Source organism: Agrobacterium sp. Ap1, from assembly GCF_017313375.1.
In the GTDB taxonomy this organism is placed as follows: domain Bacteria; phylum Pseudomonadota; class Alphaproteobacteria; order Rhizobiales; family Rhizobiaceae; genus Neorhizobium; species Neorhizobium cellulosilyticum.
The window spans coordinates 72,259-87,802 of the sequence record NZ_JAFLMY010000018.1; the positions used below are offsets into that span (position 1 = coordinate 72,259).

Sequence of the window (15,544 nt, forward strand, 5' to 3'; positions counted from 1 at the left end):
CCGATTCCGTTGGATTAAGGGTTCGGTTTACTAGAAATTCCTTGTAAGCCTTCGAAAAAGGCGGATACTGGCGGCAGTTTCCCTGAAACTTGAGTTTTATCGCCAGAACGGTTCCCTGCATGAACGCGCATTCTAAATTGCCGTCTTTCGAGTTTGACGAAAAGATCCTGCTCCAAGGTGCAGAGATCTCGCGTCGCCTCGACCAGTTGCGGCTGGAAAAATTTCCTCCGAATGCAAGAAAGACGTTGCGCCTGTTCTCCATGGCCGAAGTCGCGCATTATCTCGGCGTCAGCCCCAACAATCTGAAGCGACTGCATCTCGAAGGCAAGGGACCGACCCCGAAGACGTCGACCGGCGGCCGCCGTTTCTATACCGGCGAGCAGATGCGCGAGCTGCGCTTTTTCCTCGACAAGACCGGCAAATCCGACGCCAAGAAATACGTCCCGCATCGAAAGGATGGCGACAAGCTGCAGGTGATCGCCGTCGTCAACTTCAAGGGCGGTTCTGGCAAGACGACGACGACGGCCCATCTTGCCCAGCATCTCGCGCTGACCGGCCATCGTGTGCTTGCCATCGATCTCGACCCACAGGCCTCGCTTTCCGCACTTCACGGTTTTCAGCCGGAACTGGACCGCAATTCTTCGCTTTATGACGCTATCCGTTATGACGACGAGAAGAAGCCGATTGCCGAGATCATTCAGCAGACCAATTTTCCGGACCTGGACATCATTCCGGCCAATCTGGAACTGCAGGAATACGAATACGATACTCCGCTGGCGATGCAGACGTCGAGCGAGGGCAAGCGTTTCTTCACCCGGCTCGGCAAGGCGCTGCAGCAGGTCGAGGACCGTTATGACGTGGTGATCGTCGACTGCCCGCCGCAGCTCGGTTACCTGACGCTGACTGCACTGACAGCCGCCACCTCGGTATTGATCACCGTCCACCCGCAGATGCTCGACTTGATGTCGATGAGCCAGTTCCTGCTGATGCTCGGCAATATCATCAAGACGATCAAACGCGCCGGCGCCAATGTCGAGATGGACTGGCTGCGATATCTGATTACCAGATATGAGCCGACCGATATTCCGCAGGCCCAGATGCTGGGTTTCATGCAATCGATGCTGGCTGAGGAGATTTTGAAAAATCCGATGGTGAAGTCGACGGCGATCTCCGATGCCGGTCTGACCAAGCAGACGCTCTATGAAGTCGAGCGCGCGAATTTCACCCGTGAAACCTATGACCGCGCCATCGACTGCATGGACAGCGTCAATTTCGAGATTCAGGGGCTGATCCACCGGGCCTGGGGGAGGATGTGATGGCGCGCAAAAACCCGTTTGCCAATGTGATGAATGAGGACCGGCCGGATAACGGCGTGGCGCTCGATTACGCCGTCAAGGGCGCGTCGCGTACGATCATGTCGACGATCGACGAGCTGGCCGAACGTGCCGACAAGATGCTGGAAGGCGAAACCGTCGTTGAGCTTTCGCCAGAGACGATCGAGGAATCCTTTATCCGCGACAGGCTGGAAGAGGATCCGCAGGCATTCGAGGATCTGGTCGCTGCCATTCGCGAACACGGGCAGACCAGCCCTATCCTCGTGCGCCCTCACCCACATAATGATGGCCGCTACATGGTGGTTTTCGGCCACCGGAGGCTGAAGGCGGCCACCGCGCTCGGCCGCAACGTTCGTGCGGTGGTCAAGCCGATCTCCGACCGTGAACATGTGATTGCCCAGGGGCAGGAAAATTCTGCTCGTGCCGATCTGTCCTTCATCGAAAAGGCAACCTTTGCTCGTCGGCTTTCAGAGTTACACTACGACAATGACAGCACGATTGTGATGACCGCCTTATCTGTGGACAAGGCGACGCTCTCCAAGATGATGTCGGTCGCCAACATGCCCCGTGACATTCTCGACGCGATCGGTGGGGCCAAGCTGCCGGGTCGCGACCGCTGGTATGAACTCAAGCTGCTTCTCGAACGTCCGGCCAATCTCGCGAAACTGCGCGAAGTTCTCGCTGCGACCGATCTTGAGGGTTTGAACGGAGACGCCCGTTTTGTCTTTGTCGTCGATGCCCTGACCCGCAAGAAAGCCTCGGGTTATGCACGGCCGCCGAAGAAGTCGAAATGGGTTCCCAAGGATGAAGGCGTTGCAAGGGCGGTCTCGGCCGAAATCCGCAACGACGGGAAAAGTTACACATTGGCATTGAAGGCCAAAGACGCCGTGGGTTTCGGTGAATTCATCGCCGACAGCCTGGACGATCTTTATGCCGAATATCGCCGGCTCATGAAGGAATAGGACCGACCAAAAGAAAAAAGCCCCCAAAACGTTTCCGTCGTGGAAGCTTCTCTCTGATTAAGCACCTGCAGAATCGCATTTCCACGAATCACAGTCAAGAGTTTTTGGCATCGTTTTGGTGAGCGGCTTTCTTTTGCCTGAAGAAAGGTGAAGGGAAAGATGCGAACTGGACTTGTGACGACGCCTTTCGGGCGGCGGCCGATGACGCTCGCCTTGGTAAAAGGCCAGCTGCAATCGTCCGACGACCGGATGAAGCGTCCTGTCGAAAAATGGAAAGTGTTCCGCGATATCTCCGAAGCGCGTCAGTTGCTCGGTCTGCATGACCGTGCGCTTGCGGTTCTCGATGCGTTGCTAACCTTCCATCCGAAGAACGAATTTGCGGCAGGCGACAGGCTTGTCGTCTTTCCATCGAATGCGCAGCTTTCTGTTCGTGCTCATGGCATTGCCGGCACGACCCTGCGGCGTCATCTTGCGGCCCTGATCGAAGCCGGTCTCATCCATCGTCGCGACAGCCCGAACGGCAAGCGCTACGCTCATCGCGGACATGGCGGCCAGATAGAAGACGCTTACGGTTTCGACCTCGAGCCACTGATGCTGCGTGCTGCCGAGCTTGCCGGACTTGCACAACAGGTCGCTGCCGAAAAGATCCGCTTCAAGCGCGCCAAGGAAGCCCTCACCCTTTGCCGTCGTGACATCCGCAAGCTTCTCACCGCCGCCGTGGAAGAAGGTGCGGAGGGTGACTGGTGCATGCTGGAAGAGATCTACGAAGCCATGATTTCCCGTCTGCCGCGTTCCCCCAATCGGGAAACGGTCGAAACCGTACTCCGCGAAATGGACGGGCTGCGTGCGGAAATCGTCAATCGTCTGGAAACGCAGGTAAAAACCGAAAAAACAGACACCAATGACATCCAAAATGGATGCCACATACAGAATTCAGATTCCGAATCCATCTATGAACTTGAACGTGGCTCTGAGAAGGAGCTTGAAGGAAAAACCGAGCCAACCAAGCTCAGGCAGAACGAGACGCCAAAAACGTTTCCGCTGAGCATGGTGCTGCGGGCCTGCCCGCAGATGCTGGATTATGCGAGAGGCGGTCAGATCGGCAATTGGCGTGATTTCATCGCAACCGCCGTTCTGGTTCGCTCCATGCTGGGTGTCAGCCCGTCAGCATATCAGCAAGCCTCCGAAACACTCGGGCAGGAAAATGCGGCCGTGGCACTGGCCTGCATTCTTGAGCGTGTCGGACATATTAATTCCGCTGGTGGTTATCTGAGAGACCTGTCGGCAAGGGCGGGGCGTGCCGAGTTCTCGCTGGGGCCGATGCTGATGGCGTTGATAAGGGCCAATGCGAGTGAGGGCCTCAAGCGAACGGGATAGCTTTCAAAACCCGTCGTTGACGGCAGTCAAAATCCCTATTTTCTTCAGATATTTCCGTTAGATACGCGGAAGTGAAGGACTTTCTTTGACGATAAAGATCTCTATCGAGACGAATGCGCCTGTAATAAGTGTCGCGGTGGAGAAGAGACAATAAGAAAAGGGCCGCTCCTACTTTGTAAGAACGGCCCCAACCGGGTTTCGAATATCAGACGATGCCGCCGCTACCACCCACGACGGCCGGGCGCTCGCCTGCAACCTTCTTCCGATAACCGCTCTTGCGATAGGCGGCGATCGGATCGATTGCGCCACCGGCACGGCGACGGGCTTCGGCAAGGATCGGCTCGACATCGGTGCGGTAGGCGCGCTTCAGCGTATCGGTTGCCATCAGGGCATCGTTGTCCTGCTGGTATCCGTCCAGCGCCTTGCGATCGACGATCAGGGCCTGGGCATAGGCACGGCGGATTTCGTTCGCGCTTGATATCAGGCTCTCGATTGGATCGGTGACGTTATGCGACTGGTCGATCATGTGGGCCGGATGGAAACCCTTGACCCCACGGTTTTCGGCATCGACCAGTTCGTTGAAGACGAGGAACAGGCGATAGGGGTCGATCGAACCCGCATCGAGATCGTCATCGCCATATTTGGAATCGTTGAAGTGGAAGCCTCCGAGTTTCTTGAACTGGATAAGGCGAGCAACGATCATTTCGATATTGGTATTGGGCGCATGGTGGCCGAGGTCGACGAGGCAGAAAGCCTTGTCACCGAGCGTCTGGGCGATCAGCAGATTGCTGCCCCAGTCCTGCACGACCGTGGAATAGAAGGCCGGTTCGTACATCTTGTGTTCGGAAAACAGCCGCCAGTCGTCCGGCAGTGCCTTGTAGATATCGGCCATCGACGCGAGATAGCGTTCGAACTGGCGGGTGAAATTAGCCTGGCCCGGGAAGTTGGAACCGTCGCCGATCCAGACGGTCAAAGCCTTGGAGCCGATGGCGTTACCGATCTCGATACATTCGATATTGTGCTCGACAGCCTGGGCGCGGGTGGCGGCATCGGTGTGGCTGAGCGAGCCGTATTTATAGGAATGCGCCTGGCCGGGTGCATCAGAGAAGGTGTTGGAATTCATCGCATCGAAGCCGAGGCCGAGCGAATTTCCCTTTGCCTTCAGGTCTTTCGGATCGGTCTTGTCCCAGGGAATATGCAGCGAGACGGTCGGCGTCGCGCGGGTCAGCTCATTGATGACGGAGCAATCTTCCAGCTTGTCGAAGATGCCGCGCGGTTCGCCCTGCCCCGGAAAGCGGGCAAAGCGCGTGCCGCCGGTACCGACACCCCAGGAGGGAACGGCAACGAAGAATTCCGAGACCTTGTTGGTGATCGCTTCGATATCTACACCGCGGCGGGACAGGTTTTCTCCAAGCGCGGCATAGTCGGAGGCGAGCGCTACCTCATTGTTTTTGTTGTGTTCGCCGATCACATCGGCGGAAATCATCTGATCCGTCATTTTTCCTCCTCCGCCAGGCGAACGAACCGGCGCTGGCTGCGTTATCGTGTGCAATTATTTCAAAGACGAGGATTTCATGGACGTCATTCGCATCCTTCTCGCCATCATCCTGCCGCCTGTGGGCGTGTTCCTACAGGTCGGCATCGGCCTGCATTTCTGGCTGAATATTCTGCTGACACTTTGCGGCTATGTGCCCGGGATCATTCACGCGATCTGGGTCATTCTGCGCAAGTAGCCGCGACCTGCCACCGGGATCAAATTCCACGGTAGCAGGCAGATGTGCTTAGCGGGTAAAACTCTGGGCGTTACCGGCATCGACATTGATGATGTTGCCGGTCGATTTGGCCGAGAGGTCCGAGGCGAGGAAGTAGATCGCCTCCGCAATGTCTTCCGGGAAGACGTTGAGCTTGAGCATCGAACGCTTGCGGTAGTGTTCCTCCAGCTCGGTCACGTCGATCTTGGAAGACGTCGCCCGCTGTTCGCGCCACTCGCCACTCCAGATTTTCGAGCCGCGCAGAACGGCATCCGGGTTGACAGTGTTGACGCGGATACCGGCATCGGCTCCTTCCAGAGCGAGGCAACGGGCGAGATGGATTTCCGCAGCCTTGGCCGTGCAATAGGCCGAAGCGTTAGGCGAAGAGGCCAAACCGTTCTTCGAGGCAACAAAGACGACGTTGCCGCCGATCTTCTGGCGACGGAACAGGCGGAAGGCCTCGCGGGATACCAGAAAATAGCCTGTCGCCAGAATGTCGATATTCTTGTTCCAAATCGCAAGCGTAGTGTCTTCCACCGGTGCCGAAGAGGCGATGCCGGCATTGGAGACGAGGATGTCCACGCCGCCGAATTCGACGGAGGCTTCGACAAAGGCCTTTGCCACAGCATTTTCATCGGTCACATCCAGCTTGACGCCACGTACGGCGTCGGCACCGAAGCGCTTGGCGAAATCCGCTTCCGTTTCCGTGAGCGCATTCTGATCGATATCCGCCAGAACCACGCAGGCACCCTCGCCGATCAGGCGGGTTGCGGTGGCGCGGCCGATGCCGCCGGCACCGCCGGTGACGAATGCCACCTGTCCTGCCAGGCTTTTCGGCTTCGGCATGCGCTGCAGCTTCGCCTCTTCCAGCAGCCAGTATTCGATATCGAAGGCTTCCTGTTCCGGCAGGCCCTGATATTCGGAAACGGTCGAAGCGCCACGCATGACATTGATTGCGTTGACATAAAACTCGCCGGCGATGCGGGCGGTCGCCTTGTCCTTGGCAAAGGAGAGCATGCCGACGCCCGGAACCAGGAATATGACCGGGTTGGGGTCACGCATCTTTGGCGAGTTGTCGTGTTTACAAGTCTCGTAGTAGCGGGTGTAATCGGCGCGGTAATCTTCCAGCGCCTTGTCGAGGCCGGCAACCACGGCATCCGCATCCGGCTTTGCCGGATCGAAATCGACGATCAGCGGGCGGATTTTGGTGCGCAGAAAGTGGTCCGGGCAGGAGGTGCCGAGTGCGCCCAGCGGTGCGAGGTGCTTCGAATTGACGAATTCGAGCACGGCATCCTGATCGTCGAAATGACCGAGCTTGCGTTCAGCCTTGCCGATCCGGCCACGGATTTCCGGCATCAGCCTGGCTGCAATGGCGCGGCGTTCTTCAGCGCCGAGGCTCTTTGTGACGGCACCGCCGAAGATCGTCTTGCCTTCGGTCTCCCTGGCAAACCACTCGATCGCCTTGTTGATGATGTCGAGCGTCAGCAGGTAGCAATCCTTGGCGTCGTCTGCCCAGGTGAACAGGCCATGGCTTTCCAGAACCACACCCTTGGCGGTCGGGTTGGCTTTCACGAAGGCTTCTAGATCCAGCCCGAGCTGGAAACCGGGGCGGCGCCAGGGCAGCCAGCCGATATCGCTGCCGAAGATTTTTTGGGTGAGTTCCTTCGAATTCTTCGAAGCGGCGATCGCGATGATCGCATCCGGGTGCATGTGGTCGACATGCGTAAACGGCACGAAACCGTGCAGCGGCGTATCGATGGATGCGGCGCGCGGATTGAGGTTGAAAGTGCAATGGGGCAGGAAGCCGACCATGCGGTCTTCATCTTCGACACCCTTGTAGATGCCTTTGAGTGCGTCCAGCTTGTCCATATAGAGAGTGGAGAAGCCATCAAGCTTGATGGTGCCGACATCGCCGCCGGAACCCTTGACCCACATGACCTTGACCTGACTTCCGGTCAACGGATCGGTTTCCATGACCTTGGCGGACGTGTTGCCGCCGCCGTAATTGGTGATGCGTTTATCGCTGCCCAGAAGATTGGAGCGATAAAGCAGCTTGCCCGGCTCATCGAGTTTGGCAGCGTAAGCATCATCCCAGCGGTTATCGAGAAGGCGGATTTGGCCCGACATGTCGTCCTCCCTGACGGTATTTTGTGACGACGCTGGTCCTCCTGCGCCGTTTGTGCGACAGGATATCGCGCGATGTTTGGTCGCTTGTCAATCGTAATTGATCAAGTTCGATCATGTTGCGTTGCGGTAGAATCAATCTTGATCGTTTATGATTGACAACTTTAGGAAACTGATAATAGTTGGCCTCAGGAGGAGACCATGCACGAACGCGAACGACATCGCATAATCTTGAGCGCGATCCAGGAAAAGCCTGTGATCACGGTGCAGGATATTGCCGATCTGACGGATGCGTCCGAGGCGACGATCCGCCGGGATATCGCGTCTTTGCACGTGCAGGGCAAACTTCGCCGGGTGCGGGGCGGAGCGGAGGCGGTGCATCCGCCGCAGATCGGCCAGCTGGCCGCCCGCTCATTCCGTGTGTCGGAATCGGTCAACATCGATAAGAAACGCTCAATTGCGCGTCAGGCCGTGGATCTGTGCGACGAGGGTGAATCGATCATCATCAATGGCGGAACGACGACGTTCCAGATGGTGCATTACATGGCCGCGCGCCGCATGCAGGTGATGACGAATTCCTTTGCGATCGCGGAACATCTGGTCAAGCATTCCAAGAACAACGTGACGGTGCCGGGCGGTACGATCTATCGAGAACAAAGCCTGATCCTGTCGCCTTTCGACAATGACGCAATCCGCAATTTCTACGCTCGCCGCATGTTTATCGGGGCGCAAGGGATTGGCCCTCTCGGGATCATGGAGCCGGATGCACTGGTGATCCAGAGCGAGCAGAAATTGATGAGCCAGGCCGAAGAACTGGTGGTTATGGTCGATTCATCGAAATTCCAGCGGCGGTCGAGCATGATCCTGTGTCCGCTGGAGCGTGTGACGACGATCATTACCGATGACGGCGTCTCGGAGGATGCCAAACGCATGGTGGAGGATGCCGGCGTGACACTGATTATCGCCGGTATGGCAGGTGCTGCACATAAGGGTGAGGAAGATACCCCGTCCGTCGCATAAGGCGCCGGCGGGAGGAAATGGACATAGGTTCAATCTTTGGGAGGAGAATTGGCATGAAACTTTCGAAACAACTGGCGAAGAAGCTGGCATTGGGCGCGGCACTGGCCCTGGCCATGATGTCATCGGCGGCGAATGCTGCCGACATGAAGATCGCGCTTGTGGTTAAATCGCTCGGCAACGGCTTCTTTGAAGCCGCCAACAAGGGCGCACAGGAGGCGGCAAAGGAACTCGGCGGCGTCGAGATCATCTATACCGGCCCGACTTCGACGACGGCGGAAGGTCAGATCGAAGTAATCAACTCGCTGATCGCTCAAGGCGTCGATGCGATCGCTATTTCCGCCAACGACCCGGATGCTGTCGTCCCGGCGCTAAAAAAGGCGGCCCAGCGCGGCATCAAGGTGATCTCCTGGGATAGCGGTGTTGCACCGGAAGGCCGTATCCTGCAGCTCAATCCGTCTTCGAGCGAGCTGATCGGCAAGATGTGCCTGCAACTTGCAGCCAGCCATCTCGAAGGCGGCAAGGGCGATTTCGCCATTTTGTCTGCCACCACCACCTCGACCAACCAGAATATCTGGATCGGCGAGATGAAGAAGCAGCTGAAGGATTTCCCCGGTCTCAACCTTGCCACCACGGTTTATGGCGATGACCTTGCCGACAAGTCCTATCGCGAAGCGCAGGGTCTTTTGACCTCGCAGCCGAACGTCAAGGTTATCGTCGCACCGACCACGGTCGGCGTGCTGGCGGCATCCCAGGCGGTCAAGGATGCCGGCAAGATCGGCCAGGTCTATGTGACCGGTCTTGGTCTTCCATCCGAAATGGCGGGCGCCATCAAGTCCGGTGCGACCAAGGAATTCGCCATCTGGAACCCGATCGATCTCGGCTACAGCGCCACCCAGATCTCCTATCATCTGGTGAAGGGTGACGCCGACGGCAAGCCGGGTTCGGAAATCCCTGCCGGCCGCATGGGCAAGATCAAGATCGGTGACAACGGCGAGGCCGCGATGGCCGATCCGTTCATCTACGATGCCAAGAATATCGACGAGTTCTCTAAGATCTTCTGATCCCTCCCGGGACTTCAAGGTCCGGCGCCGCCAGCTTTTTGGCGCCGGACCAGCGATGACTTCCAATTGGCAGATATGATGATGACCGCAGTTGAACGGACGGGCATGGAGATGGCGCCTATTCAGGATTCGAGATCCGCGGACCGGACGACGATCCTGGAAATGCGTGGAATTTCCCAGATTTTTCCCGGTGTTAAGGCGCTGGATGGCGTCAATATCTCGCTTCATCCGGGTGAAGTGACTGCCCTGATCGGCGAGAACGGCGCGGGGAAGTCGACGCTGGTGAAGATCCTTACCGGGATCTATGTGCCGAGCGAAGGCGAGATCCTGATCGATGGGCAGCCGGTCAGCTTCTCAAGCGCGCAGGATGCCGTCGATGCAGGTGTCACCGCCATCCATCAGGAGACAGTGCTGTTCGACGAATTGTCGGTGGCGGAGAACATTTTTCTTGGGCATGCGCCGCGCACCCGTTTCGGTCTGATCGACTGGAAGGTGATGAATGCGCGCGCTGCCGAATTGCTTCACGCGCTGGAAAGCGAGATCGACCCGACTATACGGCTAAAAGATCTTTCGATTGCGCAACGGCATCTGGTGGCGATTGCCCGGGCGCTGTCGGTCGAGGCACGCATCGTCATCATGGACGAGCCGACCGCTGCCCTTTCCCGCAAGGAGATTGACGATCTGTTTCGCATTGTCGAGGGCTTGAAGAAACAGGGCAAGGCGATCCTGTTCATCAGCCACAAGTTCGACGAGGTTTACGAGATCGCGGAGAATTTCGCGGTGTTTCGCGATGGCCGGGCTGTGGGTCACGGGCGACTTTCCGAGACACCGCAGGATACGATCGTGCGGATGATGGTGGGCCGCGATGTCTCCAACATCTTTCCCAAGGTCGAGGTGGCGATCGGTAAGACCGTGCTTTCGGTCGAGAATTACTGCCACCCGACGGAATATCGCGACATCTCTTTCGATTTGAAGCGCGGCGAAATTCTCGGTGTTTATGGCTTGGTCGGTGCCGGTCGTTCGGAAATATGCCAGTCGCTGTTCGGCGTGACGCGGCCGTCTTCCGGTCAATTGGTGCTAGAGGGCGAGACGATTTCCATTCGCTCGCCGCGCGATGCGATTGCCGCCGGTATTGTTTATGTGCCGGAAGAGCGCGGTCGCCACGGACTGGCGCTGCCCATGCCGATCTTTCAGAACATGTCGCTGCCCTCGCTGGCGCGCACCTCGCGATCCGGTTTCCTTAAGGCCGCCAATGAACTGGCGCTGGCGCGCAAATATGCCGAACGGCTGGATCTGCGTGCCGCAGCCCTTTCCGTACCTGTTGGTACGCTTTCGGGTGGCAACCAGCAGAAGGTGGTGATCGGCAAATGGCTGGCGACGCTGCCGAAGGTGATCATTCTCGACGAACCGACCAAGGGGATCGATATCGGCTCCAAGGCGGCGGTGCATGGTTTTATCAGCGAACTGGCCGCCGAAGGCCTGTCGATCATCATGGTCTCTTCCGAACTGCCTGAAATTCTTGGCGTGTCGGATCGGGTGCTGGTGATGCGCGAAGGTTTGTCGGCCGGGATATTCGAGCGCTCGCAGTTGAGCGCCGAGACGCTGGTGCGCGCCGCCACCGGAAATGCCTGAGGACGCAGAGATGAAAAAACTTCTAAAACACCGCGAGCTGCTTCTGGTCGGCATTATCGCCATCATGGTGGCGGGTTTTGCCACTCGTGCCCCCGGTTTTGCAACGCCCGGAAATCTCGCCAATATCTTCAACGACACATCGATCCTGATCATTCTGGCGCTCGGCCAGATGACGGTGATCCTGACCAAGTCGATCGACCTTTCGGTTGCTGCCAATCTCGCCTTTACCGGCATGGCGGTGGCGATGTTGGATGCTGCCTATCCCGGCATGCCGCTGGCGCTGCTGGTTATTCTGGCTGTGGGTATCGGTGCGGCTCTGGGCGCCATCAACGGCATGCTTGTCTGGTGGCTGCGGATCCCGCCGATCGTCGTGACGCTCGGTACGCTGACCATCTATCGCGGCATGGCCTTCGTGCTGTCGGGTGGGGCATGGGTGAATTCGCACCAGATGACGCCCGGTTTCCTCAACTTCCCTCGCCTGCCGGTTCTGGGAATGCCGCTCCTGTCATGGATGGCAATCGCCATCGTGCTGATGATGTGGGTCGTGCTGACGCGAACGCAGTTCGGCCGCGCTACCTATGCTTCCGGCGGCAACCCGACGGCTGCGGTCTATGCGGGTATCGATATCGGCCGGACACGGTTTTTCGCTTTCACCCTTTCGGGCGCGCTGGCTGGATTGGCTGGATATCTCTGGGTGTCGCGTTATGCGGTGGCCTATGTGGATGTCGCGGCCGGTTTCGAACTCGATACGGTGGCGGCCTGCGTCATCGGCGGTATCTCGATTGCCGGCGGGATCGGTTCGGTTGCCGGTGCCGTGCTTGGGGCGCTGTTCCTCGGCGTGATCAAGAACGCCCTGCCCGTCATTGGCATCTCGCCCTTCGCGCAGATGGCGATTTCCGGCATCGTCATCGTCGCCGCCGTTGTTTTCAATGCCCGCGCCGAACGCAAGGCCGGGCGCATTATCCTGCGCGACCGTGGCGCCAAGGAGGTTTCCGTATGAGCGACACCCGCGACATGAGTGCTGAAACCAGAACCCGTTCCGCCATTCCCGATCGGCTCGGCACGCCGGTGAGCCGCCTGCTCGGCAGCTGGGAAGTGCTGCTGTTCGGCGTGGCAATCGCGATCTTCATCGCCAATTCCTTCGCCTCTCCTTACTTCCTCAACGCCTGGAACCTTTCCGACGCGACCTTCAATTTCACCGAAAAGGCGATGATCGCCTTTGCCATGGCGATGCTGATCATTGTCGGTGAGATCGATCTTTCGGTTGCTGCGATCATTGCGCTCGCCTCCACCGCCATGGGGGCGGCGGCCCAGATTGGGATCGGTGCGCCGGGGCTGGTTGCGGTCGGCATCAGCGTCGGGCTTGTCTGCGGCGCGATCAACGGCACGCTGGTCTCGGTGCTGAAACTGCCCTCGATCGTCGTCACCATCGGCACGATGAGCCTGTTTCGCGGGATTTCCTACATCACGCTCGGTGACCAGGCCTATGGCAAATATCCGGCCGACTTTGCCTACTTCGGGCAGGGTTATGTCTTCTGGGTCTTCTCGTTCGAATTCGTGCTGTTCATCGTGCTCGCCATCATTTTCGGCATCGTGCTGCACGCCACCAATTTCGGCCGGCAGGTTTTCGTGATAGGCAATAACGAATTTGCGGCACGTTTTTCCGGCATTCCGGTCGAGCGGATCAAGTTCAAGCTGTTTCTGCTGACCGGCCTGATGTCCGGAATTGCCGCCGTCTGCCTCACCTCGCGGCTCGGCTCCACCCGCCCCTCGATCGCTCAAGGCTGGGAACTGGAGATCGTCACCATGGTCGTGCTCGGCGGTGTTTCCATTCTCGGCGGCGCCGGCACAATTGCCGGCGTCGTCATCGCGGCCTTCGTCATGGGCCTCGTCACCTTCGGGCTCGGTCTTCTCAACGTGCCGGGCATCGTCATGTCGATCTTTGTCGGCCTTCTTCTGATCATCACCATCGCGCTGCCCATCGTGGTCCGTCGCATCAGGTTCATGAGTACAAAATGATTTTAGAGAAATACGCATTCAAGATGAAACTGAACCCCGGCATGGAGGCCGAATATCGCAAGCGCCATGACGAGATCTGGCCGGAACTGAGCGCGCTTCTGCGCGAGGCGGGTGTGCGGGATTATTCCATCCATCTCGACCGCGAGACAAACACGCTGTTCGGCGTGCTTTCGCGGCCGGTCGACCATTCAATGGCGAGCCTGCCGGAGCATCCGGTGATGAAGCGCTGGTGGGCGCATATGGCGGATATCATGGAAAGCAATCCGGACAATTCGCCGGTTCAGAGCGATCTGGTCACGGTGTTTCATCTGCAATGAGCGCATTCGAAAGGATCGCCGTCCTCGATATCGGCAAGACGAATGCAAAGATGGTGATTTTCGATGCCGCAAGCGGCGCGGAAATGGAGATGCGGCGCATGCCAAACCGGGTTCTATCAGGCCCGCCCTACCCTCATTACGATGTCGAGGCGCTCTGGGCTTTTCTGCTTGAGACGCTGGCCGATTTCGCCAAGGCGCCGGGCTTCGATGCCATTTCGATCACGACACACGGCGCTGCGGCTGCGTTGATCGATGCGGATGGGCAATTGGCCTTGCCGGCTCTCGATTACGAGCATCAGTATCCCGAAGATATCCAGCGGGCTTACGACGAGATCCGCCCGGGTTTTGCCGAGACCTTTTCGCCGCGTCTGTCCGGTGGACTTAATCTGGGTGCCCAGATCCATTATCAGAAGTCGGCCTTTCCCGAGGCGTTTTCGCGCGTCCGGGCGATCCTGACCTACCCGCAATATTGGGCCTACAGGCTGACCGGTGCCGCTGCCAACGAGGTGACGTCGCTCGGTTGCCATACGGATCTCTGGAGGCCCCATGAGGGACGTTATTCCTCGCTCGTCAATGTGTTGGATATTCGTGACCTGATGGCTCCGGTGCATTCGGCCTTTGATCAGGTCGGTATGGTCCGCGCTGATATTGTTTCGGGAATTTCCCTGCCCGAACCTGTACCGGTGTTTTGCGGCATTCACGATTCCAACGCTTCCCTTTTGCCGTACCTTACGGAAAGGGACGCCCCATTCGCTGTGGTTTCGACGGGTACCTGGGTCATCAATTTCGCCGTGGCCGGCGATGTGGACCGGCTGGATATGATGCGCGACGCATTGGCGAATGTCGACGCATACGGACGTGTCGTCCCCTCGGCCCGTTTCATGGGTGGCCGGGAGTTCGAAATTCTGACAGGCGAACTGGGCATTCTGGATCAGGATCGGGCAAGGGCCGCATTGCCTGGCGTTATCGGGAAACGCCTGATGCTGTTGCCGAATGTCGTTGCGGGATCAGGGCCGTTCCCGGGGCGCGAGCGAAAATGGGTGAATGGGCAGAGCGCGTCTGCTGATGAGCGATGGGCTGCGGCCTGTCTCTATTTTGCGCTGATGACGGAGACCTGCCTTGATCTGGCAGGCGGCAGGGGGCCTATCCTCGTCGAAGGACCGTTTGCTCTCAACGCGCTCTATCTCAGTCTATTGTCCAGCCTGACGGGCAGGGGAGTATTTGCCGTTCCGGGTTCGACCGGCACGAGCCAGGGGGCGGCTCTGTTGGCGGGCATCAAGCCGGCTGACCGCCGTGGCGTTCCGGCCGTTGCAATCGATGGCGCCGGCCTTTCTGGTTACAGGGCGGATTGGCTCGCCAGCGTTTGAGTCTTGCTCCGGCCGGATTAGGCGCGGAGAGCCCAGTTGCCGGACGAGGCTGTTGACAGCTGTCAACCGCGATCCGCTTTATTGCTGTGCGGGCTTAGGTCAGGTGAGAGGACGGGTTGCCTGTCGGTGCTGGTTCCGATGTGTCACCGTCTTTCGCAGGATGGCGCGTCTCGTCCCCGGCAATAGGAGAGGGGCATCTTTCCGAGTTGCGCCGAAGCTGCGCTGATTGATACGTCAGGGGAGGGCTGTTGACAGCTGTCAACGTCTTCCGACGGCGCCGGAAAACAAGGCTTTTAATAACCGGGATCGCGTATTTTCAGACGATGCTCTTAAGCCTATAATACGAATCAGCGGGACCTGCCTGCGTCGAGCCTTCAGCCAGATATGGTTAACTATCCACTAGCGAAACGAAACGTTTGATTAGGTTTCGTATCGCGTCGCTGACGTCTATTTTTCAAGATGTTAACCTGTCCGGATTTTCCGTAGAACGATGTGATCTCGACGTAAGCGGGGCTGATTTGGTGGCAGTGCCCGATAACGGGCAGTGCGGATGGCGAGATTGCGTCCGTGTGCTGCCCTT

13 protein-coding genes are annotated in these 15,544 nt (G+C 58.2%); 11 read left to right on the forward strand and 2 right to left on the reverse strand.

Translation table 11 applies throughout. The annotated features are described in order from the left end of the window. The first annotated feature begins 119 nt into the window (after window positions 1-119). From repA to repC, 3 genes are all read left to right on the forward strand, one after another. On the forward strand, window positions 120-1,316 hold the full coding sequence (repA, locus tag JZX87_RS24695; RefSeq protein WP_148146734.1) for a plasmid partitioning protein RepA: 1,197 nt from the start codon (window positions 120-122) through the stop codon (window positions 1,314-1,316). Then, on the forward strand, window positions 1,316-2,296 hold the full coding sequence (repB, locus tag JZX87_RS24700; RefSeq protein WP_148146736.1) for a plasmid partitioning protein RepB: 981 nt from the start codon (window positions 1,316-1,318) through the stop codon (window positions 2,294-2,296). The genes repA and repB overlap by 1 nt, the downstream gene beginning before the upstream one ends. Window positions 2,297-2,455: 159 nt before the next feature. Continuing rightward, a complete protein-coding gene (gene repC / locus JZX87_RS24705) occupies window positions 2,456-3,673 on the forward strand; it encodes a plasmid replication protein RepC (RefSeq protein ID WP_206828584.1) in 1,218 nt (405 codons plus the stop codon). Between the two features lie 205 nt (window positions 3,674-3,878). Here repC and rhaI read toward each other — a convergent pair whose 3' ends face one another. After that, complete coding sequence (gene rhaI, locus JZX87_RS24710) at window positions 3,879-5,171, reverse strand: L-rhamnose catabolism isomerase (RefSeq protein ID WP_206828586.1); 1,293 nt, start codon at window positions 5,169-5,171, stop codon at window positions 3,879-3,881. 76 nt (window positions 5,172-5,247) lie between these two features. Between rhaI and JZX87_RS24715 the strand changes: the two genes are divergently transcribed. After that, window positions 5,248-5,406, forward strand: a complete 159-nt coding sequence (locus tag JZX87_RS24715) for a YqaE/Pmp3 family membrane protein (protein WP_148146741.1) — start codon at window positions 5,248-5,250, stop codon at window positions 5,404-5,406. A gap of 48 nt (window positions 5,407-5,454) precedes the next feature. Here JZX87_RS24715 and JZX87_RS24720 read toward each other — a convergent pair whose 3' ends face one another. Further along, window positions 5,455-7,551 (reverse strand): bifunctional rhamnulose-1-phosphate aldolase/short-chain dehydrogenase, encoded by a 2,097-nt coding sequence (locus tag JZX87_RS24720; protein ID WP_206828588.1) that lies wholly within the window; start codon window positions 7,549-7,551, stop codon window positions 5,455-5,457. A 198-nt stretch (window positions 7,552-7,749) separates the two neighbouring features. Between JZX87_RS24720 and JZX87_RS24725 the strand changes: the two genes are divergently transcribed. The 7 genes from JZX87_RS24725 to JZX87_RS24755 all read left to right on the forward strand — a co-directional run bounded on the left by JZX87_RS24725 (window position 7,750) and on the right by JZX87_RS24755 (window position 14,964). Further along, window positions 7,750-8,568, forward strand: coding sequence for a DeoR/GlpR family DNA-binding transcription regulator (locus JZX87_RS24725; protein WP_148146745.1), 819 nt, complete (start codon window positions 7,750-7,752; stop codon window positions 8,566-8,568). A 53-nt stretch (window positions 8,569-8,621) separates the two neighbouring features. Then, entirely contained in the window at window positions 8,622-9,629 is a 1,008-nt protein-coding gene (rhaS, locus tag JZX87_RS24730; RefSeq protein WP_148146747.1) for a rhamnose ABC transporter substrate-binding protein, read from the forward strand. A 105-nt stretch (window positions 9,630-9,734) separates the two neighbouring features. Continuing rightward, the gene (locus JZX87_RS24735) at window positions 9,735-11,261 is read left to right on the forward strand and encodes a sugar ABC transporter ATP-binding protein (protein WP_246436270.1); all 1,527 of its coding nucleotides are present in this window, start codon (window positions 9,735-9,737) and stop codon (window positions 11,259-11,261) included. A gap of 10 nt (window positions 11,262-11,271) precedes the next feature. Further along, the gene (locus JZX87_RS24740) at window positions 11,272-12,261 is read left to right on the forward strand and encodes an ABC transporter permease (RefSeq protein WP_206828590.1); all 990 of its coding nucleotides are present in this window, start codon (window positions 11,272-11,274) and stop codon (window positions 12,259-12,261) included. Between the two features lie 14 nt (window positions 12,262-12,275). Continuing rightward, the gene (locus JZX87_RS24745) at window positions 12,276-13,280 is read left to right on the forward strand and encodes an ABC transporter permease (RefSeq protein WP_206828594.1); all 1,005 of its coding nucleotides are present in this window, start codon (window positions 12,276-12,278) and stop codon (window positions 13,278-13,280) included. Further along, a complete protein-coding gene (gene rhaM / locus JZX87_RS24750) occupies window positions 13,277-13,597 on the forward strand; it encodes an L-rhamnose mutarotase (protein ID WP_183826560.1) in 321 nt (106 codons plus the stop codon). The genes JZX87_RS24745 and rhaM overlap by 4 nt, the downstream gene beginning before the upstream one ends. Next, a complete protein-coding gene (locus JZX87_RS24755; RefSeq protein WP_206828591.1) occupies window positions 13,594-14,964 on the forward strand; it encodes an FGGY-family carbohydrate kinase in 1,371 nt (456 codons plus the stop codon). The genes rhaM and JZX87_RS24755 overlap by 4 nt, the downstream gene beginning before the upstream one ends. The last annotated feature ends 580 nt before the right edge of the window (window positions 14,965-15,544 follow it).